At 42.4% G+C, this 23,409-nt stretch carries 21 protein-coding genes and 1 pseudogene; 8 read left to right on the top strand and 14 right to left on the bottom strand.

Annotated features, from left to right (window positions below):
• Positions 1-29 precede the first annotated feature (29 nt).
• Complete coding sequence (locus V7K42_RS16450; protein WP_334917873.1) at positions 30-848, bottom strand: DUF1206 domain-containing protein; 819 nt, start codon at positions 846-848, stop codon at positions 30-32.
• A 207-nt stretch (positions 849-1,055) separates the two neighbouring features.
• On the opposite strand from V7K42_RS16450, the gene V7K42_RS16445 reads away from it, so the two are divergent.
• Complete coding sequence (locus tag V7K42_RS16445) at positions 1,056-1,919, top strand: alpha/beta fold hydrolase (protein WP_334917852.1); 864 nt, start codon at positions 1,056-1,058, stop codon at positions 1,917-1,919.
• A 312-nt stretch (positions 1,920-2,231) separates the two neighbouring features.
• Entirely contained in the window at positions 2,232-2,687 is a 456-nt protein-coding gene (locus V7K42_RS16440) for a pentapeptide repeat-containing protein (RefSeq protein WP_094342007.1), read from the top strand.
• Between the two features lie 407 nt (positions 2,688-3,094).
• Here the strand turns inward: V7K42_RS16440 and V7K42_RS16435 are convergent, their stop codons facing one another.
• Positions 3,095-5,206 carry a M3 family metallopeptidase gene (locus tag V7K42_RS16435; RefSeq protein ID WP_334917850.1) on the bottom strand — a complete coding sequence of 704 codons (2,112 nt, stop codon included), beginning with the start codon at positions 5,204-5,206 and terminating at the stop codon, positions 3,095-3,097.
• 185 nt (positions 5,207-5,391) lie between these two features.
• Between V7K42_RS16435 and V7K42_RS16430 the strand changes: the two genes are divergently transcribed.
• Together V7K42_RS16430 and V7K42_RS16425 are read left to right on the top strand one after the other, a co-directional pair.
• Entirely contained in the window at positions 5,392-5,568 is a 177-nt protein-coding gene (locus V7K42_RS16430; RefSeq protein WP_334917848.1) for a hypothetical protein, read from the top strand.
• Positions 5,569-5,920: 352 nt separating this feature from the next.
• Positions 5,921-6,877, top strand: coding sequence for a hypothetical protein (locus V7K42_RS16425; RefSeq protein WP_334917846.1), 957 nt, complete (start codon positions 5,921-5,923; stop codon positions 6,875-6,877).
• A gap of 670 nt (positions 6,878-7,547) precedes the next feature.
• Here V7K42_RS16425 and V7K42_RS16420 read toward each other — a convergent pair.
• Together V7K42_RS16420 and V7K42_RS16415 are read right to left on the bottom strand one after the other, a co-directional pair.
• Positions 7,548-9,368: an ABC transporter ATP-binding protein gene (locus V7K42_RS16420; RefSeq protein ID WP_334917844.1), complete on the bottom strand. Its 1,821-nt coding sequence runs from the start codon at positions 9,366-9,368 to the stop codon at positions 7,548-7,550.
• Between the two features lie 89 nt (positions 9,369-9,457).
• Positions 9,458-10,258 carry a DUF6816 family protein gene (locus V7K42_RS16415; protein ID WP_334917843.1) on the bottom strand — a complete coding sequence of 267 codons (801 nt, stop codon included), beginning with the start codon at positions 10,256-10,258 and terminating at the stop codon, positions 9,458-9,460.
• A gap of 319 nt (positions 10,259-10,577) precedes the next feature.
• Between V7K42_RS16415 and V7K42_RS16410 the strand changes: the two genes are divergently transcribed.
• Positions 10,578-10,916, top strand: coding sequence for a carbon dioxide-concentrating mechanism protein CcmK (locus tag V7K42_RS16410; protein WP_334917841.1), 339 nt, complete (start codon positions 10,578-10,580; stop codon positions 10,914-10,916).
• A gap of 5 nt (positions 10,917-10,921) precedes the next feature.
• Here V7K42_RS16410 and V7K42_RS16405 read toward each other — a convergent pair whose 3' ends face one another.
• The 5 genes from V7K42_RS16405 to ffh all read right to left on the bottom strand — a co-directional run bounded on the left by V7K42_RS16405 (position 10,922) and on the right by ffh (position 14,963).
• The gene (locus V7K42_RS16405; RefSeq protein ID WP_334917839.1) at positions 10,922-11,326 is read right to left on the bottom strand and encodes a ChuX/HutX family heme-like substrate-binding protein; all 405 of its coding nucleotides are present in this window, start codon (positions 11,324-11,326) and stop codon (positions 10,922-10,924) included.
• 79 nt (positions 11,327-11,405) lie between these two features.
• Positions 11,406-12,359 carry a PhoH family protein gene (locus tag V7K42_RS16400; protein ID WP_334917871.1) on the bottom strand — a complete coding sequence of 318 codons (954 nt, stop codon included), beginning with the start codon at positions 12,357-12,359 and terminating at the stop codon, positions 11,406-11,408.
• 256 nt (positions 12,360-12,615) lie between these two features.
• Positions 12,616-13,053 carry a KH domain-containing protein gene (locus tag V7K42_RS16395; RefSeq protein ID WP_334917837.1) on the bottom strand — a complete coding sequence of 146 codons (438 nt, stop codon included), beginning with the start codon at positions 13,051-13,053 and terminating at the stop codon, positions 12,616-12,618.
• On the bottom strand, positions 13,013-13,276 hold the full coding sequence (gene rpsP / locus V7K42_RS16390) for a 30S ribosomal protein S16 (RefSeq protein WP_094328165.1): 264 nt from the start codon (positions 13,274-13,276) through the stop codon (positions 13,013-13,015). The genes V7K42_RS16395 and rpsP overlap by 41 nt, the downstream gene beginning before the upstream one ends.
• A gap of 220 nt (positions 13,277-13,496) precedes the next feature.
• The gene (gene ffh, locus V7K42_RS16385; RefSeq protein WP_334917835.1) at positions 13,497-14,963 is read right to left on the bottom strand and encodes a signal recognition particle protein; all 1,467 of its coding nucleotides are present in this window, start codon (positions 14,961-14,963) and stop codon (positions 13,497-13,499) included.
• A gap of 215 nt (positions 14,964-15,178) precedes the next feature.
• On the opposite strand from ffh, the gene V7K42_RS16380 reads away from it, so the two are divergent.
• Both V7K42_RS16380 and V7K42_RS16375 read left to right on the top strand, forming a co-directional pair.
• Positions 15,179-15,808: a Uma2 family endonuclease gene (locus tag V7K42_RS16380; RefSeq protein WP_334917833.1), complete on the top strand. Its 630-nt coding sequence runs from the start codon at positions 15,179-15,181 to the stop codon at positions 15,806-15,808.
• A 24-nt stretch (positions 15,809-15,832) separates the two neighbouring features.
• The gene (locus V7K42_RS16375) at positions 15,833-16,513 is read left to right on the top strand and encodes a DsbA family protein (RefSeq protein ID WP_334917831.1); all 681 of its coding nucleotides are present in this window, start codon (positions 15,833-15,835) and stop codon (positions 16,511-16,513) included.
• Positions 16,514-16,580: 67 nt separating this feature from the next.
• Here V7K42_RS16375 and V7K42_RS16370 read toward each other — a convergent pair whose 3' ends face one another.
• Together V7K42_RS16370 and V7K42_RS16365 are read right to left on the bottom strand one after the other, a co-directional pair.
• Positions 16,581-19,745, bottom strand: a complete 3,165-nt coding sequence (locus V7K42_RS16370; protein WP_334917829.1) for a GAF domain-containing sensor histidine kinase — start codon at positions 19,743-19,745, stop codon at positions 16,581-16,583.
• Positions 19,746-19,882: 137 nt separating this feature from the next.
• Complete coding sequence (locus V7K42_RS16365) at positions 19,883-20,395, bottom strand: hypothetical protein (RefSeq protein ID WP_334917827.1); 513 nt, start codon at positions 20,393-20,395, stop codon at positions 19,883-19,885.
• Positions 20,396-20,445: 50 nt separating this feature from the next.
• On the opposite strand from V7K42_RS16365, the gene V7K42_RS16360 reads away from it, so the two are divergent.
• Positions 20,446-20,877: a hypothetical protein gene (locus V7K42_RS16360; protein ID WP_334917826.1), complete on the top strand. Its 432-nt coding sequence runs from the start codon at positions 20,446-20,448 to the stop codon at positions 20,875-20,877.
• 231 nt (positions 20,878-21,108) lie between these two features.
• Here the strand turns inward: V7K42_RS16360 and V7K42_RS16355 are convergent, their stop codons facing one another.
• The 3 genes and pseudogenes from V7K42_RS16355 to V7K42_RS16345 form a co-directional block, all read right to left on the bottom strand.
• Positions 21,109-22,491 carry an aminopeptidase P family protein gene (locus tag V7K42_RS16355; RefSeq protein WP_334917824.1) on the bottom strand — a complete coding sequence of 461 codons (1,383 nt, stop codon included), beginning with the start codon at positions 22,489-22,491 and terminating at the stop codon, positions 21,109-21,111.
• 34 nt (positions 22,492-22,525) lie between these two features.
• On the bottom strand, positions 22,526-22,756 hold the full coding sequence (locus V7K42_RS16350) for a hypothetical protein (RefSeq protein WP_334917822.1): 231 nt from the start codon (positions 22,754-22,756) through the stop codon (positions 22,526-22,528).
• 287 nt (positions 22,757-23,043) lie between these two features.
• Positions 23,044-23,205, bottom strand: a pseudogene (locus V7K42_RS16345) (IS4 family transposase); the annotation flags it as partial.
• Between the last annotated feature and the right edge of the window lie 204 nt (positions 23,206-23,409).

Raw genomic sequence — 23,409 nt, 5'->3', positions numbered from 1 at the left:
GTAAATTAAAATTCTCGGCAGTGCATCATCTAAACATTGACTAGCCGACGATACCGCGCTTGTATTATTGTGTAAATTCCATAGGCAACTAAACCTAGTGCCACAATACCCAAAAGCCATGCTCCGTTAGGCTGTTGCGCTAGCGTCTGTAATACTTCATCCAAACCTTCTGCGGTGGCGGCGTTTGACTGTCTTGCTGCTTCAATTAAAAACCAACCGATAATACAAAATACTATACCCCGTGCTGCTAAACCAAATCTGGAAATTCTCATTACCCATTGGGCTTGTGTGTTGCTTAACTCTGTTAAATCGAGTTCTTTACGAAATTTGCCACTAAAAGCTTGATAAAACTGATAGAAGCCTAGAGCAATTACAAACACTCCCACGGTTCCAACTAACCATTCACCAAAGGGTTGAGAAAGCAAACGTGCTGTCGAATCTTCAGTAGAATCACTACTATTTTTACCGCTGCCTGTACCCGTAACGATTTTCACAGCACTTAAGGCTAAACTTGCATAAATTAGTCCATTAACTGCGTAACCAATTCGTACTGCCAAACCTTTGGCATCATTACCTTTATTTTCTGGGTCTTTAATTGCTTGTACAAAACGCCAGATTACGTATCCAATCAAGCCAATTGCAACTAAAGCCAGCAAAAATTTCCCAAATGGCTGGTTGACAATTGTTTGGAGAGCGCCTTGGGTATCAGTTGTTTTACCACCCCTGCCAAAAGCCGCCTGTGCTGCCAGTAGTCCAACTATACCGTAAACTACTCCCTTGGAAACATAGCCAAATCGTCCCAGTCGCTCAACCCACAATGAAGCATGGTTTGTCAACTGTTGTGTCATGGTAGTTGGATGATAATTATATTTACCTTTTACCAAAATTTACCCACGATTCACATCTATCCCAGGGCAAATTGTCTAATTATTTTGTAATAAATCACTATTGTAATACTGCCTTTTAATAGATGTGAGGTTGCTAAAAATCATATTACACTTATTAAGTAAAGCATTATTCTTTAGTATTTTATAATGACTGAATTGTGATTAATTATGTCTATAATAGAAACTTCTTGGAAACACGAGTATATAACTACCAATGGGGTGAAACTACACTACGTTACCCAAGGTGAAGGCCCCTTAATGTTGATGTTACATGGGTTTCCTGAGTTTTGGTATTCTTGGCGGCATCAAATCCCAGAATTTGCCCAAAATTTTAAAGTTGTCGCTATTGATTTGCGGGGCTACAACGATAGTGATAAACCGAATGAACAATCAGCTTATGTAATGGATGAATTTATCAAAGATTTAGAAGGAGTAATTAAAAGATTAGGATACCAAAAATGTGTATTAGTCGGGCATGATTGGGGTGGTGCGATCGCTTGGAGTTTTGCTTATGCTCACCCTGAAATGTTAGAACAATTAATTATCCTTAACCTGCCTCATCCTGCCAAATTTGCTCAAGGTTTACGAACTCCCCAACAGTTGCAGCGTAGTTACTATATCTTCCTCTTTCAACTCCCCTGGATGCCAGAATTATTCTTACAATCTTCAGACTACCAAGCAATTGAAACAATTTTTAAAGGTACAGCAGTTAACAAGAGTGCTTTCACCAAAGCGGATATTGACGCTTATAAAGATGCTGCTGCAAAACGTGGTGCCCTCACAGGAATGTTGAACTACTATCGCAATATTTTTCACCAGAGAATGCTAAATCCAAGTTGGGGCATTCTGGAAGTGCCAACACTGATGATTTGGGGGGAAAATGACACCGCACTTGGCAAGGAACTAACCTATGATACCGCAGCTTATGTCCGGGATTTTCAAATCAAGTACATTCCTAATTCTGGCCATTGGGTACAGCAAGAACAGCCTGAACTGGTTAATCAGTATATACGAGAATTTATAAAGACTTAAGCTAAATTTGCTAATTTGCGATTGAATCATTTCATAAAGTATAAATACTTATCAAAATAGCCAAATTGTGGCGAGTAGTGCAAGCCCTGAAAAAGATTTAATAGAGATTTAACACTATCAGCTTTTTAGGATTTATCGGGTAAAAAGAGACCATAAACAGGATATATGGCATTTTTTATCTCACGATCGTAGCTGTTTCAGATCGCGACCAACTTGTTAGTACATAGATAGATTGACCTTACGAAGTTTAGTGAGATAATAGAGTTGTGAGGGACAGAACGGACGCAACTTGATTATTAAGGGGGAAAATATATGAAACTCCAGCTATTAGCGGCCATGGCCTTAGCAACTCCCCTATTTTTCGCTAGCTCGGTTAGAGCCGAAAATCCGCAGGATTTACAAAAGCTGCTTTCAACTGGGGAATGCATCCAGTGTAATTTATCGGGAGCTAACCTCAGTGGCGCTCATTTAATTGGTGCTGACTTGAGAGGCTCGAAACTCCAAGGAGCAAACCTCGTAGGGGCCAACCTGGAAGGTGCTGACTTAACAGGTGCTAACTTGGCAGGTGCTAACCTAACATCAGCTTATGTAACCAATGTGAATTTGAAGCAAACTAATCTCAACGGAGTAAATTTTACTCGCGCGACGATTCACGATTCTAATGTGTATAAAGCATCAATGAACGATCTCAATCTAACTGATGCCGAAATATTTAACACTGGAATCGGGATTGGTGGAGAAGATGCCGAGATTCCCGATTGGAAATAGACTGAACTAAGTAGGCAGGTTAAAATAAACACAACATCAGAGAAACTGGTTGTTTGCCAGTATTGTCTTTAGAGTCTGCCTATAAAAAAATAAAAAATAAACCCCCTCTGTTTTGTAATCACTTTACTATGAAGCAAGCAGAGGGGGTTTCTTATTGGGATTGAGTCGGTATGCAGACGAAAAAATCCCAAATAGTGACATAACGCTCTTTTATTACTCTCGTCAGATTAAATTTAAAACTCTATTTTGGCGTTAGTCCGCGCAGGCGGACGAGAGTTTGTGTAGCCGCGATTTCTAATCAATCTCTTGGATTATTCTTTCTCCAGAGTCATAGAAGAGCGATAAGTCAATCTGGTTCAGTTGGTGATTAGGGACGTTGCATTGCAACGTCTCCACAGAGGTGTTGTTTAATTTACAGCAGCACTGACTAAACCATTGTGCCTGAGTAAAGCGATCGTACTTGGTTCACGACCTCGGAAAGTTTTAAACACCTCCATTGGATGCTGACCACCACCAAGCGCCAGCACCGTATCCCGATAACGCCGACCTGTAGCTTTTATAGCCTCTTCATCTTCTAGCCCAGCTTCTTCAAAAGCGGCAAAAGCATCAGCGCTCAGTACCTCAGCCCACTTGTAACTGTAGTAACCCGCCGCATAACCACCCTCAAAAATATGTCCAAAAGCACATAAAATAGCATCTTCTGGAAGTGGCTGTAAAACTGTAGTAGTCTTGGCTATGCGATGGCGCACATCTGATGGAGTTTCATTACTACCAGGGTGATAGCGATAGTGGAGTTCTAAATCAAGACTGCTCAGGTGAATCTGTCGCAACATGGCAGTACCGCTCATATAATTACGCGCCGCTAGCAGCTTTTGATAATAATGCTCCGGTAGGGCTTCACCAGTTTTGTAATGCTTCGCCATACCAAACAAAGTGGGTCGCTCATAGCACCAGTTTTCCATAAATTGACTAGGTAGCTCTACTGCATCCCACTCCACATTATTGATGCCTGCGGCTCCGGGATAGTCAACCTTAGTAAGCAGATGGTGCAGTCCATGACCAAATTCGTGGAACAAAGTCTCTACTTCATAGAAGGTCATTAAACTAGGTTTACCATCTACGGGAGGACTTTGATTACACACCAAATAAGCTACAGGTAAGCGGATGGTAGTGGTACCATTTTCAGTGATTTTACCCCGATTGATGCACACATCCATCCAAGCACCACCGCGTTTTTCTGCTGGACGGCTGTAGGGATCTAAGTAGAAATAGGCTATGGGAGAACCAGTTTCGTCAGCAATTTGAAAATAACGGACATCCTCATGCCATACTGGGGCTTGACCATCGGCAGGAGTCACAGTAACACCAAACAGCCGCTTGACTAGTCCAAATAAACCGTCTAATACTTGGGGAAGAGGAAAGTAGGGACGTAACTCTTCTGCGGTAAAGGCAAATTTTGCTTCTCGTTGGCGTTCTGCCCAAAAGGTGATATCCCAGTGTTTTAAGTCTTCAGCTTCTGCTGCTCCCTGTGCTGCTGCAAAAGCTTTGAGTTCTACCAAGTCTTTGACAGCAGCATCATAACTAGCACCGCGTAGTTCTTCTAATAAGGCGTTGACTGCCTCAACATTGGGAGCCATTTTACTAGCGAGGCTCAATTGGGCAAAACTTTTAAAGCCTAGTATATCTGCAAGTTCTTGACGCAACTTTAAAATACGCTCAATTAAGGGGTTGTTATCCAAATCGCCAGATGAAGCGCGGGTAATATGAGCTTTGTAGAGTTTTTCACGCAAATCTCGACGGGTGCTGTGCTGCATGAATGGGCCATAGCTGGGAAAGTCTAAAGTAATCCGCCAGGGGCCATTTTCTGGCGTGGCGTTGCTTTCGCCAGCTGCACGAGCAACTTGAGCTGCTAGACTCACTAAGCTTGGTGGTAAACCGTCAATTTCTGCTTGTGTTGTTAGGGTTAAGCTGAAAGCTTTAGTGGCATCAAGTACATGGTTAGAAAATTTGGTAGAAAGTTCCGCTAACTCCATTTGTATGGCGTTGAAACGCTCTCTTGCCTCTCCTTCCAAGCCAACACCAGAAAGTTCTGCATCCCGGATGGCAGCTTCTACAATGCGCTGTTGAGCTAATTCTAAAGTTGCCCAATTATCGCTGGTACGGAGTGCTTTAAAAGCATTGTAGATGGGTTGGCTTTGACCGAGCTTATTGATAAATTGTACAACTAGTGGCTGTACTATTTCATGAGCTTCGCGCAGTTCCGGGCTATTTTTAACACCCATTAAATGATTTACCACCCCCCAACTCCAGGTAAGCCGTTCTGTAAGCTTTTCTAAGGGTTCTATTAAACCACTCCAAGTAGGTTGTACATTAGCCTCTAGGGTGGCAAGTTGCTCGTCAAGTTCTGCTAATAACTGATTGAAGGCTGGTACTACTAGTTCTGGTTTAATCTCTGCAAAGGGAGGTAAGCCAATGCCTTGAAGTAAGGGATTTTCGGAAATAATGGTACTTGCACTCATAGTTTTGTGTGAACCGCTAACTAATAAAAATCAATAATGATTTTTATTTATATATCTTCTAATGTAGCGATCGCTGCACTAAATAATCTTGCCATTCTGAACAAAAAGGCAAAAAAAGCGAGAATTAATCATAAATTTATCCTGATACAGCTATTTTATTTCGATTGTGAACAATATCTGACAGGATGACAATTTTAGAAATCTCAGCGAAAGTCTCTGAGATAATACTGATTGGTTTTTATCGAGAAGATACTGGAGAAAAGTTGCTGATTCCAGAGGAGTTGGTAGAAGCACTCAAACAAGAAAGATTAAGAGGGGGCGGGGGCAAGCAAGACAAGCAGAATCGCAGGTGGAAAGGTTGAAGGAACATTTGCGTAGACGTGAAACGGCTTGTCGTTAGACATCGCTTGTGTTGAGCCTGATAATATTTAGCTACTTCAACTTAAGCTTATGCGATCGCAAAAAGACATCATCATGTACTATGTCAAACAGGTAGCTCGGCCGTCAGCATGGGCGTTACCCTGAAAGTACGGTTTCAGTTCAAGAATCCTCCGCTTTCAAACCGTGGGAGTGTCTAATTAACTGAGTGCGATCGAGCATCCTTACCGAACCGAGAAGGGAGGCTCGACTTTTGTGATTTTATTTGGCAACTCATCTTTTTACTCGTAAAATCGAAGACAAGATCAAGGTCAGTAGAAAAGAGTCCCTAAATTAATGAATACGTTAATCAGTCAGGGTGGAAGAGTTATCACCAAACCTCAGATGGTAGACCGGATAAACGATATCGGTTGGCAAGCTCACCAAGGTAGCGTTGCTGCGATTATTCAGCTATTGAATGAAAAGCTAGCTAAGTCTGGTGTCAGAACTAGAGCCATTTTTTCTGATGGTGTCTTACAACTTCTGTGCGAAGCGGCTAGGATAGAGCAACTTGAGCAATCCCCTCTCGTAGAACAAATCCAGCAAATTCTTGAGTCTATCGCCCCACGTCACATTCGCCGGGTCAATATCAATAGTCGGATTGTTCGGGAACAACAATTACTGTGGTTAAAAGAAATAGATAGCGATCGCGACAACCAATTGCTTTGGTCACACGAAATTGCCTTAATTCAGCCCAATATTGTAAAGCAACTAATTAAAGATTTCACAGACGCTCAAGCTGAACTAGGAAAACCAAATTTTCCTAAAACCCCAGTCTCTCGCCCTTTGGTACTTATTAACAAAGAGAAACACAATAATAAATCTAAAACTAAGGTATTAGCAGCAGTTGGTTTATGCTCACTGTTGTTGCTTAGTTGGATTGTTTATGCCCAGTTAGGCGATAAACTAAAAAACCTAATGCAATTAGGAACTTCTAAATCTTTAACTACAGAAAATACTAATCAGAGGAAAATCCAAACACCATCTCGCGTTCCTAACAATAGCTTTGATGAGCCATCTGACGATCCATTTGCAATATCTGTGCGAATTGCAAATCTTGCTTCTACATCTGGGAAAACAGCCACAACCTCAACTCAGTGGCTAGAAATCGCTGCTAAGTGGCAACGGGCTTCAGATTTAATGAGTAAGGTACCACAAAATCACAGCCGTTATCAGGAAGCTAAAATTCGGACTCAACTATATAAGAAATATAGTGAGGCGGCGCAGAAAGAAGCTGAGAAGAGTAAATCTTAGTACAGTTTTGCGTGAAATCGTAGCGTTTTTAAACGCACTAATTAGCAAAGGTAAGTGCAGATGCGCTTTGCCTTTCCGTAGGGTAGGGACACAGAGTCTTGCCAAATTTAATTCGCTACGAATTAGTTAAAATCTGTATTTAGTTTTGTAATTTATCAATAAAAGCTTTAAGAAATAGCCAATTCCTTGTACCAAGGTGAGAATAGCTACTTCTAATTGAGACTTCCAAAAAATTAAATAATAAAACCAATATATATTTAGTTTTGTAAAAACGGTGAAATAACTAATTTATCAGGTGTGTGCTAAATTTACATTTTGTTACATAATTGGGAATTTTCTGGCCCACTTACTTATTGGTCGATACGGTTCGGTTAAGGTGTTTATTCCTCGAAGATCCCCCCAACCCCCCTTCAAAAGGGGGGCTTATAACCATCTTTTACCCCCTTTTTAAGGGGGTCGCCGTAGGCGGGGGGATCTTAACCGAACCGTATTGACTTATTGGTAGCTTCTTAATGTTGCTGAAAAAGTAATTTTATTTAATATAGAACGTAATCTTGTGGGGGACAATTAGAAAAATCGACCTTATTGTATTGTCAATAAAGTCGATTGAATCAAGTAGATTGATTCATGGGGTAAATCCAAAATGTAAAATCCAAAATGTGTATATCCCCTAACTTAGAAGTTCTCCTGTTTCTTGCAAGGAGTGTAAGCGGCGATAAATGCCTTCTTGATGCAAGAGTTCATCGTGGCTACCCACTTCTACAATCTTTCCTTGCTCTAGAACTACAATTTTATCTGCTTCTCGCACTGTGCTTAAACGGTGGGCAATCACAATAGTGGTGCAAGTTCCCTGAATCGATCGCATCGCTAGCTGAATTGAACGCTCAGATTCATAATCTAAGCTAGAGGTAGCTTCGTCAAAAATCAGCACGTCTGGTTCCACTAGCAACGCTCTAGCAATTCCTAACCGTTGTCTTTGTCCTCCAGATAACCTCACACCTCGTTCCCCCACGACAGTGTAATAACCTTGGGGTAAGTGCTGCACTACTTCATCGACTCTGGCAATTCTACAGGCTTCTTTAACTCGATCGAGACTTGCATCCCGCCTACCATAAGTAAGGTTATCCAATATAGTACCGTTGAAAACGTCTACTTCTTGGTGAACGATCGCTAATCTTCGTCTATACTTACCCACATCCAAAGTCCGAATATCTTGACCATCAATCAGAATTTGACCTGATTGAGGTTCAAAATATCGCAACAGCAGTTTCACTAAGGTAGACTTACCAGAACCAGAACGTCCCACTAATGCTACTGTTTGGTATGGCTCAATCAACAAGTTGATATCTTGCAAAACTTGACGGTTAGCCTCATATCCAAAACTGAGGTGCAACAACTCAACTTTTCCAGTAAATTTATAAGGTGATTCTGTCTGGTTACTCTCTTCTAAAAGAGTTGCTGAATCAGATGGAGTTGGCTCTTGCAGAAATTCGTGAAACCGCAGCATAGAAGAATAACGACGGGCAAAAACTTCTGCCAAGTTACTAATAGGTTCTAATTCGGCATAAGCCATACTAGAAAGAGTTAAGGTCATGATAAAGTGACCGAGAGAAATTTTCCCATTTACTGTTGCTGCTAAAGTCAAACCCAGTATTGCAAACACACAAAACTGAATTACGCTTCTTTGCCAAGTACCCAGTTTCGTATAACCTTTATGGATGCGATAATTAAGCACCATTAGTTCACGATTTAAACGTTGCTTTTGGCGTTTCAGTTCATTAGCTTCTGTAGCAAATGCTTTCACCGTTTTGATATTGGTGATTAATTCAGAAGTGCGGCTTTCGGTGTTCTCTCCATATTTATCCAGACGACTTTCGTACCCAATTATCTGCTGTAAATTTTTCAAGCTGAAGCTGAGAATAACTACAAAGGAAATTAGATATAAAATTGCAATCCGCCACTCAATGAACAAGATAAACGCAAAAATTCCCAGTACACGAGCCAGTTTAGGAATCAACTGTCCGGCAACTTCAGGGTAACTAAAAGTGTGGTTAGAAATACCTCTAGCTACTCTTCCGGCAATACGTCCAGGGTTGTTTTCATCATAAAATTCTAGTGGGAGAGTCAGAACTTTAGCGATCGCTGTTTCGGTTTTCTTTCGACGCGATCTGAAAGCTATATCCCAATGAAACCAATTGGTTAACCAGGATTGTGTTGGCGCTCTCACTACAGTCACAACAAAAATTAAAGCCAGTAATACACCCAAAGATAGAGTTTTAGTATCTGGATAATTTGTGATGCCCGAAAAAGTTGCGATCGCACTTTGAAGTGGTTTATCCAAAGGTTGATTAGACAAAACATTTAAAATCTGCCCGATCGCATAAGGAACAACCAAATCAATAATTTCGTAAATGCTAGATGTTGCAATACTGAAAACACTCAACTTCCAGTCAGAGCGAAAGTAATTGACAATATCTTGAAATTTGGCCATGATGCACACCGTCCAAGAGCGCGATCGTGAGCTTGGAATTTATATACTACAGATGTAATACAGATTAGTCAAGGTCTATTGAGTTTAAATCATTCTTTCTGAATATTAGGTATTTTTACTGCAACAAACTCTAGACGATAGCGATAAAGAGCAACTGGTCGAGAACCAGCTTTAAAGTAATCTGGATCTTGGGGTGAAAGATAGACAGCAGTAACTTGATCTGCTGCAATCGCGGGATTATCTGTTAGGAGTTTATGATAAGCGGTGGTAGATTCTACAGAGTTTAAATAGGGGCGCGAACCACCTTTAAATAATTGTTGAAACACTTCTGTAGTGATAAATTTGCCATCAAGGATAGTTTCTGTAGCTCGTGCAGTCACAATGGAAACTAGTTGGTGACTGCTACGCAAGAATGTAATCTGACGATTAGGTGAATCTGGATCTACTTTGACCGATAACACTGCTTCATTCCCTAAATAAGCCCGTGCCAAATTTAAACTATTAAATGCTCTATCTGCTACTAAATTTGGGGACTTGTAATCTGTCTTACGGAATATTTTTAACCCGGCTAGATGTGGTTGCTCTTTCACAAATCTTACTACAAAATTCACGGGTTGATTTAATTGGCGGCGATTACCTTCAAAGCCTGGAGTTACGATATCTGGTGCTAAAGGTGCTGCTAAATCTACTAAAGTACTCGTAACTTGCCAAGAACCAGCCATCCATTCTGGGTAAACCAAATCACCCGAAGCTGGTTGTACTGAAGTTAATTTTTCCCACTGGGGAAAATTTGCTAACCGTTCAGACAATTCTCCTGCAAAAGCGTCGCCACTCCATAGTAGGAATGAAAGCAGCAAGCAAAAACTCCAAATCCCCTTGATTGTAAGCATTCGCAATTTTATATTTAACGTTTATTATTTATTGATTAAAAATAAAGTAAGTTTGTGTAAAAAGTTAAACATTTGTAGTAAGTACCTTAGCACTAAAGCACTTATTAAAAAATAATCACAGAGTTTTGTTTTTCTTTGTATAACTTACTTGATTTGCGCCAATTTACTTAATCTATGGTATAATGATCCACTAAACACATTGCGTATTATACTACTAGTTATTAACTTACAAAATATCGTTTAGTAACTAACTTACCATCACAATGAACCAACATAGTTAAAAATACTTAACTCTACAATCCTAAATTATGGTGACAGCATGACATTGGCACTAGGCATGATTGAAGTTTATGGCGTTCCCACAGCAGTGGAAGTTGGGGATGCCATGTGTAAAGCTGCCCGTATCACCCTTGTTGGTTATGAAAACACTGATTTAGGACGAATTACTGTATTAATTCGGGGGGTTATTGGCGAGGTGAATGTGGCGGTGACAGTAGGACTAAAGGCAGTACTGCGGGTTAACGGTGGCGAGGTACTTTCTTCTCATATTATTCCTCGCCCCCACGAAAATTTAGAATATGTTTTACCGATTCATCGCAGCATGAATGTGCAGCAGTTCAGTGCAGATATCCGATTTCCTCCACCCCTGTCAGTTTAGCTCTATTAAATTTCTGCTGGTAAAGGTTCCCAAACTTCCCCATACTTCTCTTTTAGAGTTTCCCAAGCTTCCACTTGTCCTGGTTCATATTCTCCAGGTTTACCCCATTGCAAAAATAGGCTTAAAGCAGACTCATGTTTATCATCTAAAAACCGAATAGCATAGGTTGTAAAATTGCCTCTCTTAGCTTCACCCGTTTCAAATTTCACCTGAATAATTTTGTCCATATTCAAGTGAAACTCAAAGCCTTCAGTGTGCATATTCGCATATTTACCCTTTGGTAATTCTGCATAAAATAGCTTTTCAATCTTGCCGCGTGCTTCTAATACAGCCGCGCTACTAGTAACAATTAGACGCAATGTCCCCAGAGTCTCACAAGCGGCTAAAAATTCTTTCAACGTAGTACTCATAAATTATTATCCTTTGTCTTTCGTTATTTGCTATTTCTTTAGTTTTTATACTAATGACCAATGACTAATGACTAATTGACTATTTTTCATATTGTTCATAAGCTGCAACAATACGCTGAACTAGAGGATTACGCACAACATCTTTTTGGGAAAATTCGCAAAAAGCAATGCCTTCAACGTGTTTTAAAATTTGTAAAGCCACTCCTAAACCCGATTGTTGGTGAAGTGGTAAATCAGTTTGTGTCATGTCGCCTGTAATCACCATCCGCGAACGGAAGCCCAAACGAGTCAAAACCATTTTCATCTGAGCGGGTGTAGTATTTTGAGCTTCATCGACAATGATAAAAGCGTTATTCAGGGTGCGTCCCCGCATATAGGCAAGGGGTGCGACTTCAATCACACCGCGTTCCATTAAACTGGGTACTTTTTCTGGATCGATGAATTCATAAATCGCATCGTAAAGTGGGCGAAGATAGGGATTAACTTTTTGCTGCAAGTCTCCAGGCAAAAAACCGAGTTTTTCACCGGCTTCGACGGCAGGACGAGTTAAAATTAGCTTTTCAACTTGGTTGGCAAGGAGTGCTTGGACGGCGACAACAACGGCGAGATAAGTCTTGCCGGTACCAGCAGGCCCAATCCCAAAGGTAAGATCGCGTCTACGGAGTGCGTCGATATATTGACGCTGGCGGAAGGTTTTAGCACGGATTTCTTCGCCTCGGCGATTTTTGGCAAGGACATCTCGCTGTAAATCTTGCAGTTCCCCTTGCCGATCGCTATCTATGGCTTGACGGGCTGTTAAAATATCGGCACTGGTGATAGTATTGCCCTTAATCCAGAGGTCTTCAAGCGATCGCACTAATCGAGAAGCCAGATCGATTTGCCCCTCAGTACCAGAAATCAATAATTCTTGCCCGCGTAAGACTAAAGTCGCTCCTGTTTGGCGTGATAGGGTTTTGAGATTTTCTTCTCCATCTCCCCCAAGAGCGATCGCACTAGGAACATTCGGCAGCTGAATTGTTAAAGCACCTGCCATAGTATTTTTTAATTCGTAAGGATCTATTTTTGACAAAGGTTAATATTTTCTCGCTAAAGGCGAAATTACGCTTTTTTACTTACATTTTAGAAAAATCTTTGCAACAAATTAATCTGTTGTAGGGCGCGTAATTATTACGCCCCTACTGGTGAAGAGTTCAAAAAAATATCTAAAAATCTTTTTGCTACTTTCCATGTTTACAAAAATTCTGAGCGGAGGTGACTACAACCGCTCAGATTTGCTCTCTAGTTTTAACCTAGCGGAGGCGGGGTTTAACAATGGGTTTTGACCCATCATTTCCACGCACTTCTCTTCTAGCCGGCGGTGGCGATCGCTCTTCTGTCTCTTCATCAAAAGACATACCTTCACGGCCCGGAGTGGTACTGCCGTAGATATCCAGGTATGCTGATTGCCCAGCTGCGGCTGCGGCTGCGGCAATTACTGTACGAATCGCCTGAATATTGCGTCCCCCTCGACCAAACACTTTCCCTTTATCTGTGCTTTCAAAGGCGATGCGAACCCAAACCCGGTTTAGGGCTTGAGAAATTTCACAATCGACACTTAAAGTCTCTGGAGATTCCAAAAATGGCTGCACCAAAAACCGAACCAGATCAACATAGTTGGGACTGGCTGTTGGCAATTTTGTTCCGAAATTATGATGCGGCTGTTGTTGCACTGACCTGTTCAAAAACATTAGCTTTTACTAGAATGCGACGTACGGTGTCAGTGGGTTGAGCGCCTTGTTGTAGTCGCTTGACGATACCGGGAACGTCTAATCGCACTTCATCGGTTCTGGGGTTATAAAATCCCAATTCTTCTAGGGGACGGCCATCACGGCGAGCGAGGTTGTTAATGGCGACAATCCGGTAACTTGCTTCCCGTTTTTTACCGAATCGTTTCAAGCGCAGTTTGATCATGGTTGAAGAATCATTCTCCTGTTTAGATATTAATTAGCAACTAGTGGGCGAAGAAGTAACCTAAATCTGGCTGTTGCCGAGAAATTGAGGCTTAGTTTCCTCTGCTGATAAATTCTGAGGTCGAAATGCTAATTTTAGCACTGCCTAGCATTTGCTGCTATTAGTCATTGGTCATTGGTCATTTGTCATTAGTAAATTACCAATGCCCGATGCCCAGTAATTAAAGATTGCCGAAGCCTTTTTTCTTTTTCTCTTTGGGTTTTTTCTTTTTCGCGCCTGCATCGCCACCATAGCCCCGCCATCCGGGGGCTGCGGGACGATTTCCAGCACCAGCGAAGGCGTTGCCCATACCGCCGCCACCGCCGAACATTCCCGGCATTCCAGGGAAGCCACCTTGACCCATTTGCTGCATGAGCGATCGCATTTTTTGGAAATCACCCACCAGTTTAGTCACATCTGACTCTCTATAACCGGAGCCAGAAGCAATCCGCCGCCGCCGACTGGGAGAACTGGCTAATAAATCGGGGTCGTGGCGTTCTTGGCGAGTCATGGAGTTAATCATCGCCTCGCAGCGCTTTAGCTGGGTTTCTCCCTGTTTCAGTTGATCGTCTGAGAGCTTGTTCATCCCTGGGATCATCTTGATGAAACCACCCAGAGAACCCATATTCTTCAGCATCCGTAACTGCTTGAGAAAGTCAGTAAAGTCAAACTTTGCTGACAGAATTTTCTCCTGCATTTTCTCGGCATCGGCTAAATCAAACTCTTCCTGGGCTTTTTCTACCAGGGTTAGCACATCGCCCATTCCCAAAATTCGCGATGCCATGCGATCGGGATAAAAGGGTTGCAGTGCCTCGACTTTCTCACCCACGCCCACAAACTTAATCGGCGCTCCCGAAATCTTTCGCACTGACAGCGCTGCACCACCACGGCTATCACCATCCATTTTCGTGAGAATCGCCCCGGTAATTCCGATTTTATCGTGGAAGGTGCGGGTAAGATTTGCCGCCTCTTGACCGGTCATTGCGTCCACCACCAACAGAGTTTCATGGGGTTGGACGGTTGCTTTAATGCGGGCTAATTCCGCCATCATATCTTCGTCAATTTGCAGACGACCAGCAGTATCAATAATTACTGTGTTTACACCTTCCGCCCTAGCGCGTTCTACACCCTGTCGAGCGATTTCTACGGGATCTGCGTCGCTTCCTAGTTCAAATACTGGTACGTCAATTTGCTTACCTAATGTCAGCAACTGGTCGATCGCGGCTGGGCGATATACGTCTGTTGCCACCAACAAACAGCTACGATCTAATTTTCTTAGATGTAAGGCTAACTTAGCGGTAGCTGTAGTTTTACCAGTACCTTGCAACCCAGCCATCAACACAATAGTCGGCTGTTCCTTAGCTTCTGCAATGGGAACATTTTCTTCTCCCATCACCTCCACCAGTTCATCGTGAACAATTTTAATGAACTGTTGGTCAGGTCGCACGCCAGTAACCACCTCAGCTCCCTGGGCTTTGGCTTCGACTTCGCTAATAAAATCTTTGACTACCTGGAGGTTAACATCTGCCTCCAACAAGGCGCGGCGCACTTCGCGCAATGCATCTTGAATGTTGGATTGGGAAATTTTGTCCTGTCCCCGCAGTTTTTTCCAGGCGGATTCTAAACGGTCAGATAGAGCATCAAACATAATGTAATTACAGGTAGTTCGCCAATGGGGAATCTTGAACCGCCGATGAATGCGATTCCGAATTTCCGCTAAATTTTAAACGTGCTATTTACCAGCTTAGTAGTTTTCACCGCGACTGTAGCAACCAGATACCTAGCTTTATAGAAGATTGAGCTTAAAGTACAATGAGGGCAAGAAAGGCTATTGTACAGCGAGAACCCACATCACATATCGCTATGACTAGCAACACACTGCTTCAACCCACAGAAATCATCCACCTATCGGGTATCAGTTGGCAAACTTATGAAAACTTGCTAACTGAACTTAGTGCTAGTCGCCGCCTTCGGCTTACTTACAATCGAGGTACTTTAGAAATCATGGTTCCTTCACCTGAACATGAGAGTTATAAAAAAGTTTTGGGTCGGTTTGTTGAAACTCTAGCGGAAGAATTAGAAGTCAATATCCAACCCCTTGGTTCTACTACTTTCAAACGTTCAGAACTGAGTGGTGCAGAACCAGACGAATGCTTTTATATTAAAAATATCCAGTTAATCAAAGGCAAAAAAAGAATTAATTTGCAACAAGATCCTCCACCAGATTTGGTAGTGGAAGTTGATATTACTAGCAGTTCTAAAAATCGCTTTGAAGTCTATTCTGATATGGGTGTGCCTGAAATCTGGCGATATGATGGTAATGATTTTAGTATTAACATTTTAGAAAATCAAAAATATATATCTGTTGAACGGAGTTTAGCATTTCCCAATTTGCCATTAACAGAGATTTCTAACTTTTTAGAACAGGTGGGAGAAAAAGATTATTTGGAATTAGTTAAAGAATTTCGCCAATGGGTTAAAAGCAAAATCTAATATCAAAATAGCAAGTTAATTTAGATGTTGCAGCGAATCAAAGTATATTCATACTCGATATATCACTCGTCGAATTCATATATTGGTATTACTCTCGCGGAAAAAGCATTGCAAGGTTTACCTGTTGATATTGAACGACGACCAATCTATATACCGAAAGAGCGAGGTATAAAGGTAGCTGATTTACAAGGACGAAGTGAAAGCGCTTTGTTATCGTCGTATCACAAAGAAGATTGTCTGCGGTGGGCGAAAAAGTACGGAATTGAAATTCGGCTCAAGGAATTTGAAGAATTTGGTAGGTGGGTTAAGCGTTGGGAGAAAATGAAATTTGGTCGGGAAGAACTTCCGGCGAGAGCGTATTATGCTGCTTGTGGAACTGGGAAGGAGCATCTGCTCGATGCAGCGTTTTTTCGAGCGACGTATATCGATCTTCTTGATGTTAACGATGAGTCTGTGATTAAGAAAGTTGCAGATGATGTTGGGTTGAATGGCGATCGCATTCTTGAGTTAATCCACGGTGAAGCAGCAAAACTTGCAGCAGTGGCAGCTTTGGCAGAATACGAACAGTTTGGCTGTCCTGGAGTTCCGACTTGGGTAGTCGAAGGCGAGAGATTTTGGGGAAAGGATCGCGTTGATTGGGTAGCAGAAAAGGTAAAACAATTATCTAATACTGCTGCGATCGCAACAGTACTGAGTGCCGAGTGATAATTTTTCTGATGAGTCGGCAAAAATTATCACTTTGCTTCTTTACTTATTCCCTAGCTACTGATTTTCAGGTTGTTACCTGACGAATCGGTAACTCAACTACAAACTCTGTACCTTTGCCAAGTTCAGATTGGCAGTAGATTTTGCCGTTATGTTTTTCTGTTACTATCTGATAGCTGATGGACAGTCCCAGTCCCGTGCCTTTACCGACAACCTTGGTAGTAAAAAATGGATCGAATAGTCGAGAAAGTATTCTTTCATCGATGCCGAGTCCGTTATCGGCTATGCGAATCACAATCCAGTCTTTATTGAGCAAGGAAGTAGAAATTCGGATTTTGTTGGGGTTTTTTGCAAGCACTCCGGAAGATTGCTGTGTGGTTCGTTCTTCAAGGGCATCAATGGCATTCGACAGCAAATTCATAAATACCTGATTTAACTGACCGGGATAGCACTCTATCAGAGGTAACGTAGCATAGTCTCTGCTCACATGAATGGTCAGGCTATCGGCTGAGGGCTTCAAACGGTTTTGCAAAATCATCAATGTACTATTGATGCCTTCGTGAATATTTGCTGGCTTGAAATCAGCTTCATCTAGGCGTGAGAAGTTTCGCAAAGAGGTGACAATTTCCCGAATGCGTTCAGTGCCAACCTGCATAGACTGGAATAATTGAGGTAAATCCTCGACCAAATATCCTATTTCGGCTTTTTTGAAAAACTCTTGGATTTCTGTTGCAGCATTAGGATAATGATGCCAATAAAGCTTTACATAGCGAAGCAATTCTTGCGTGTATTGGTGGGCGTGTTCTAAGTTACCGTGGATGAAATTAATCGGGTTATTAATTTCATGGGCAACTCCCGCTACCAATTGCCCCAAGCTGGCCATTTTTTCAGCCTGGATAATTTGCATTTGGGCAGTACGCAGTTCATTTAGAGCCTGGGCGAGTTGATTGGCTTCTTCACGAGTTTGACCCAACAAACTAGATTGTTGAAACAAGTTAGCTTGACGCAGCGCTACGCTGAGTTGAGCCGCCACTTGGGTGACAAATTCTAATTCAGCTTCTTCCCAATGACGTGTATGGGTGCATTGGTGAATGCACACCAATCCCCATAGTTCATCACCTTCCATCAATGGCACAATAATCTGTGCTTTGACTTGGAATCGCTCAATCACATCAAGATGAGGTACTTTGGAACCAACGCTGTTGACATCAGATATAACTTGCACTTGCCCTTGGCGATATTGCGGTGCATATTGATCGCCGAAGCAATAGTCTTGCACCTTTACAGTCAGGGCAGAATTGAACTTGGGTAAGACATCTTCAGCGATAAATTCACCACTGCAAAAACCGACATTCGGATCGAAGCGGAAAATGCCAACTCGATCTGTACTCAGCGATCGCCGCACTTCTTGTACTGTGGTCTTAAGGATCGTCTCTAAATCCAACGATTCCCGAATTTTAACGACCAAATCAAATAAAATCCGGCGCTGTTCAGCCGATTGTTGCAATTCATCCGCGCGAGTTTGAATTTGAGTCACCATTTGAGAACTTTGCAGCGCCACTCCCAATTGGCTAGCAACCTGTCCCAAAAATTCCACTTCCACACTATCCCATTGGCGCGGCGCAGAATGTTGATAGGCAGCCAGCAATCCCCACAGATTCCGTCCCACAAAAATTGGAGTCAACGCATAAGCGCGAATCTTGAACTGCTCCAAAATATCTAGGTGACAGCGCGAGTGCCCAGCTTGGTAAATATCCTCTACAGCAAAATTTTCATTGTTCCGGTAGCGTCCGCCTTTAGTTTCTTGGAAGTGGGTATCTTCCCAAACGAGATTTTTGCCAAAGGGATTAATGCTGTCCCACTGTGCCTCAACCATGCCGAAATTACTCACGAATTCGCCACTCCAGTCTGGATTAAAGCGATAAACTCCAATCCGCTCAACTCGCAGCAGTTTACATACTTCTTGGCACGTGGTGTTTAGAATCAAATCAATATTGAGGGAGGAGCGAATTTTCCCAACTACTTCAGTTAGTGCCCGTTGCCGAGCGATCGCCTCTTTGAGGGCAACTGCCTGTTGTTTCGACTGAGCCAAATTTTCGGCTTGCTGAATCGCAACTCCTAATTGTGCCCCTACTTGTCCGAGAAATTCCACTTCATAATTTGCCCATTGGCGCGGCCCAGAATGTTGATATGCTGCTATCAGTCCCCACAGTTTTGGGCCGATAAAGATGGGCGCTAAGGTGTATGCCCTAATCTTGAATTGCTCCAGAATATCGATATGGCAACGCGAGTGTCCGGCCTCGTAGATGTCGTTAACCACAAAACTTTCATTATTGCGGTAGCGCCCCCCTTTGGTGTCTTGGAGGTGGGTATCTTCCCAAACGAGATTTTTGCCAAAGGGATGAATTCTATGCCATTGCGCCTCTACCATCCCGAATTCGCTGACAAATTCACCGCTCCAGTCTTCATTGAAGCGATAAATTGCCGCCCGCTCTAGCTTCAGGAGTTTGCAGAGTTCCTGACAGGCTGTGTCTAGAATAATTTCGGTATTCACAGACGAGCGAATATTCCCTACTACTTCGGTTAAGGCACGTTGCCTTGCGATCGCATCTTGCAATTCTGCTGTACGTTGTTTGGTTTGTTCTAAATTTTCTGCTTGCTGCATTGCTACACCAAGATGGCTGGCAGCTTGGGCAAAGAATTCGACTTCGTGAGGATACCATTGCCGAGGAGCGGAGTGTTGATAGGCTGCAAGCATTCCCCACAATTTTGCACCAATAAAAATCGGTGCGATCGCATAGGCCCGAATCTGAAACTGTTCTAATACTTCAATATGACAACGAGCGTGCCCCGCATCGTAAATGTCAGCTACAGCAAACGGCTCATTTTTGCGATATCGCCCTCCCTGAGTTTCTTGCAAATGCGAATCTTGCCACACTAAGTCTTGTCCAAAGGCAGTCAAGGCATCCCAAGGATGCTCTGCAAAGCCAAAACGATTGAGAAAACTACCGCTCCAGTCAGTGTTGAAGCGGTAGATTGCAACTCGCTCAATTTTTAATTGCCGACAAATATCTTGGCAAGAAGTCGAACAGAGGGATTCGATGTTTACAGATGCGCGAATCTTAGCCAGAATCCTCGCCAATATTTTTTGATATTGAACCGTTAGCTGTAACTGTTTGTGACACTCTTGCAAGTCTAATAAGTTCGACGTTTCAGAAATATTTATTGTCATAAAGTATAGAGAAATTGAAATACCTACTTTCAGTATTCCCTTCTTTATTTTTCAGATCGTAGTTTAAGAGGTTATTTATGAAGTAAATAACCTCTTAAACTAGATTGCTGATATTATGGGGTTATATCATGTCTGTTTCAAGATTTAGTAGTTACCTTTTCTGATTGAGTTGCTACTGGTTTTGAACGCTGTTGTTGATAAAAGTACACAACTTTTTTCACATAGTCAGCTGTAAAACCTTTGTCACACCCTGTATAGCTACCAGTCATCCACCAACAAGCTGCGCCACGCACAGATGCAATTTCATTATTGTTAGTGGCGCGGAATTGATTGGTTAACTCCCGGCGAGTAATGCAAGAGACAACTTGACGAGCGATCGCAGGACTGTTTTCAAACTGTGCCGGTGTTAGTTCTCGTTTGAGACAAGTTCTTGACCAGCCTTTGAGGGTTTCCGGTTTAACTTGCCATTCGCTGTAATATCCATCGTTGGGATTTTTTGTCTGCGGTGCAGCTTGTCGCAATGCCTCTACCATCGCCGCAACTTGGGCATCAGAAACCCGCACAGGCTGCTGTGCTTGAGCTAATAAGGGGAATAGTCCGAAGCTGACAATAACTCCGTTGAGTAGTAATCCTATGGGGTTTTTTATCATGAATTTGGAATTATTTTAGATATCATGAGGTATCTTATTATATTTTTACTATGCGAATAGCTAAACGTGATGATTGGAAAACAGAAGCGATGCCTTCTGCATCCACAAATATAACTGTAGAAAAACTTTACTCACAGGAAGAATTTGACCGAATTACTGCTGGAGTAATTCCAGAGCAGATGGAAGATAAGTGGTTCATTTTCTATGAGGCTCCTTGGGTATATTTGCATCGTAGTTGGACTGGTTTTTGTATTTTCAAAGTGCGTTTTGAGGTAGTTGGAGAAAGCGTAAAGATTGCTGAAGTGCAGGTAAATCGAGATCCAGCACAATACTCTAGCATGGACGACGAGCGCGATGCCTCTATGTTACGGATATTGCTGGATTCACGAGCTAAACGTGATGTGCGAAATCCAGTGCTGCGCTACATTAAAGGTCAATCAGAAGAATTCATAGTAGCACCCAGCATCACAAGGAATGTCTGAATCTATACTCTAGCCTTTTCAAGGTGGATAAAAATTTTGGTCAATAAACTCCTCCTTAAACTCTTTACTCTGTGTCGCGCCAGTTGCTTCAAGTCGGGGAACCGCAAGGGCGCACTGGCAACTCTATTGCCTCTGTGGTGAAATAAATTACTTGTGAACCGCAGAGGCACAGAGAACGCTGAGAAAAACAATAGATTTTATGAGTCATCTTGAAAGGGCTAGTTCATCCTCTCAGCCAGTGACTAAATTTTCTATAGTATCAGCATCATTTGGTAATGCAGCTGTTAAAACTTCGCTACCTTCGGTTGTAACTAAAACATCATCTTCAATGCGGATTCCGCGCACATCGGCAAATTCAGATAAACGCTGCCAATTAACTACATTTTGATATTTTGAGCGGACATTCGCATCATTTAAAATTGCTGGTACTTGATAAAAACCAGGCTCAATTGTGACTAACATTCCTGGACGCAGGGGACGATTTAAACGCAGGTAGCCTAAGCCAAAGCGATCGCTTCTTTGCCGTCCCTCTTCATACCCAGCTATATCCCCCAAATCTTCCATATCATGGACATCTAAACCCAGTAGATGACCGATACCATGAGGGAAAAACAGCGCGTGGGCATCCATCTCTACTAAATCTTGGGGATTTTCTTGGAAAATGCCTAACTCTACTAAACCTTCAGCTATAACTGTGGCAGCTAGTAAATGAATATCTTCATACTCCACACCAGGCTGTATTTTGGCGATGCAAGCATCATGAGCCGCCAACACTACATTATAAATATCTCTCTGGGTAGATGAAAACTTACCCGAAACTGGCCACGTGCGAGTTACATCACCTGCCCAACCCAACTCAGTTTCAGCACCAACATCGGCAAGTAATAAGTCACCTCGTTGTAGAGAGTGGTGATAGTGTTCGTTATGCAAAACTTCACCGTGAACTGTGACAATACTGTTGTAGGAAGTAGTCATGTTATGGGCAATAATTACCCCTTCTATCGCTGCGCGAACTTCTGCTTCTAGCTTGGCTTGAGGTGTTGCTGCCATACCAGCTTTGTGTGCTTGAACAGTGACAGCAGCAGCTTTTCGCAACTCGGTTAATGCAGCTTCATCGTGGGTGAGGCGGATAGAAGCGATCGCTTTAGCTAAATCTAAGTCAATTCCTTGGGGAGGACTTTGAGGTAAAACCCATCTATTTAATAGCTGCGATTGTTGCGTCCATGTTGCTGCATCTTGGACGGCAAGTGTGACGGCATCTTCTAGCCAAGATTCTAATTCTGCCATTGGCCTTACCACATCTGCCCCAATCTTCTGCGCTATTTCCTCGCGCGTTGGCGTTTCTCCATGCCAAAGGGCGCTGCTGGGTGATGGATCGTCGATGAATAGTTCTAGCCTACCGGCTTCTAAACGAATTGCCGCATTTGATAATGGCAGTCCGGCAAAATAAAGGAAATGACTGTTAGCGCGAAACGGAAAGGTATTTGCGGGAAAGTTGCGCGGACTGTTGCTACCCGACCAGAGAATGACGGGAAAATCAATGAGGTTAGCTAGTTGTTGCCGTCGGAGGCGTAAATTATCAATGAGGGAAGCAGAAGTTTGTGGAATAAACATAAATAGAAACTCAAGGGTATAGTTTTGCCTTTATTTAGTCGTTATCGTCATCTTTTTTATCATCTTTGCGATCGCTATGTTTGTCATCATCATCTTTGTCCTTCTGTTTTACCTCGTTAGGCTGTTGGTTAGGTTGTAGGACTGGTTTTTGTTGCTCAGTTGGAGCCGATGGTTGCGGTACCTCAACAACACAACTAACTAATCCTCCAGAAATTAGCGCTAAGTTGACAGTAGCAAAGATGCTTCTAAAGATTTTTATCCTCATGTTTCCGTTATTGACCTTAGTTTTTGGAGATTGTATTCCTAATTTATAAGGTACTGTATATAGCGGTTCTCAATAAAGCCTCGTGTGAATGTGCTTTCTAACCACTTGTTAGTTATCTAACTCCGGCTACATCTCTCTGACTTTTCACGATATATGGAAAATCAGAGAGATGGTTTCCCAAGCCCTGATTTCTCTGTTAGCTATTATCATTAACTCAAAGTTATTGATAATTAGCCTGTGGAAAAAACCACACTTTTTGGGGGCTTGAGGACTTACCGTAAAAAGTCAGCTACATCCCTCCACAGTAGGGTTAACACAGCCGCCATTATCAATGGTAAATTGAGTATCCCTTCTCTGAGTCCTAATTTTCGGTAGTTATTTTCTTGATTTGTAATGGCTAGTGTCAGTAATCTTTCCAATTGCTCGGCTATTACTTCGTCTTCCACCAGTGGTCTGTGTTTCTTTTTCGCGTGGTCACGAGAATATTTTTCGGCTGGTGGTCATGGCTGGTGTCAATCGCTCAACTACGTGTCTACACTGAGTTTCTCATGATTTTTGACCTATCCAAATACCACCCTTGACAATTTCCTCTTTTCCTTAACTTGTCACCAATGCCTTCAGGAGAAAAATACGAAATTTTTTCATTTTTACTG

It is taken from the genome of Nostoc sp. (genome assembly GCF_036917455.1).
GTDB lineage: Bacteria > Cyanobacteriota > Cyanobacteriia > Cyanobacteriales > Nostocaceae > Nostoc.
The sequence above is the reverse complement of the archived record's forward strand: the minus strand, read 5'-3'. Positions and strand labels throughout refer to the sequence as shown.

Excerpts from the sequence above, each read along its gene's own strand:
- V7K42_RS16415 (WP_334917843.1), bottom strand. The coding sequence starts at position 10,258 with ATGCTTACAATCAAGGGGATTTGGAGTTTTTGCTTGCTGCTTTCATTC.
- V7K42_RS16425 (WP_334917846.1), top strand. The coding sequence starts at position 5,921 with ATGAATACGTTAATCAGTCAGGGTGGAAGAGTTATCACCAAACCTCAG.
- V7K42_RS16450 (WP_334917873.1), bottom strand. The coding sequence starts at position 848 with ATGACACAACAGTTGACAAACCATGCTTCATTGTGGGTTGAGCGACTG.
- V7K42_RS16395 (WP_334917837.1), bottom strand. The coding sequence starts at position 13,053 with ATGTTTTTGAACAGGTCAGTGCAACAACAGCCGCATCATAATTTCGGA.
- V7K42_RS16430 (WP_334917848.1), top strand. The coding sequence starts at position 5,392 with ATGACAATTTTAGAAATCTCAGCGAAAGTCTCTGAGATAATACTGATT.
- V7K42_RS16400 (WP_334917871.1), bottom strand. The coding sequence starts at position 12,359 with ATGGCAGGTGCTTTAACAATTCAGCTGCCGAATGTTCCTAGTGCGATC.
- V7K42_RS16410 (WP_334917841.1), top strand. The coding sequence starts at position 10,578 with ATGACATTGGCACTAGGCATGATTGAAGTTTATGGCGTTCCCACAGCA.
- V7K42_RS16375 (WP_334917831.1), top strand. The coding sequence starts at position 15,833 with ATGTTGCAGCGAATCAAAGTATATTCATACTCGATATATCACTCGTCG.
- V7K42_RS16440 (WP_094342007.1), top strand. The coding sequence starts at position 2,232 with ATGAAACTCCAGCTATTAGCGGCCATGGCCTTAGCAACTCCCCTATTT.
- V7K42_RS16380 (WP_334917833.1), top strand. The coding sequence starts at position 15,179 with ATGACTAGCAACACACTGCTTCAACCCACAGAAATCATCCACCTATCG.
- rpsP (WP_094328165.1), bottom strand. The coding sequence starts at position 13,276 with ATGATCAAACTGCGCTTGAAACGATTCGGTAAAAAACGGGAAGCAAGT.
- V7K42_RS16370 (WP_334917829.1), bottom strand. The coding sequence starts at position 19,745 with ATGACAATAAATATTTCTGAAACGTCGAACTTATTAGACTTGCAAGAG.
- V7K42_RS16355 (WP_334917824.1), bottom strand. The coding sequence starts at position 22,491 with ATGTTTATTCCACAAACTTCTGCTTCCCTCATTGATAATTTACGCCTC.
- V7K42_RS16405 (WP_334917839.1), bottom strand. The coding sequence starts at position 11,326 with ATGAGTACTACGTTGAAAGAATTTTTAGCCGCTTGTGAGACTCTGGGG.
- V7K42_RS16420 (WP_334917844.1), bottom strand. The coding sequence starts at position 9,368 with ATGGCCAAATTTCAAGATATTGTCAATTACTTTCGCTCTGACTGGAAG.
- V7K42_RS16445 (WP_334917852.1), top strand. The coding sequence starts at position 1,056 with ATGTCTATAATAGAAACTTCTTGGAAACACGAGTATATAACTACCAAT.
- V7K42_RS16365 (WP_334917827.1), bottom strand. The coding sequence starts at position 20,395 with ATGATAAAAAACCCCATAGGATTACTACTCAACGGAGTTATTGTCAGC.
- V7K42_RS16435 (WP_334917850.1), bottom strand. The coding sequence starts at position 5,206 with ATGAGTGCAAGTACCATTATTTCCGAAAATCCCTTACTTCAAGGCATT.
- V7K42_RS16360 (WP_334917826.1), top strand. The coding sequence starts at position 20,446 with ATGCGAATAGCTAAACGTGATGATTGGAAAACAGAAGCGATGCCTTCT.
- ffh (WP_334917835.1), bottom strand. The coding sequence starts at position 14,963 with ATGTTTGATGCTCTATCTGACCGTTTAGAATCCGCCTGGAAAAAACTG.
- V7K42_RS16350 (WP_334917822.1), bottom strand. The coding sequence starts at position 22,756 with ATGAGGATAAAAATCTTTAGAAGCATCTTTGCTACTGTCAACTTAGCG.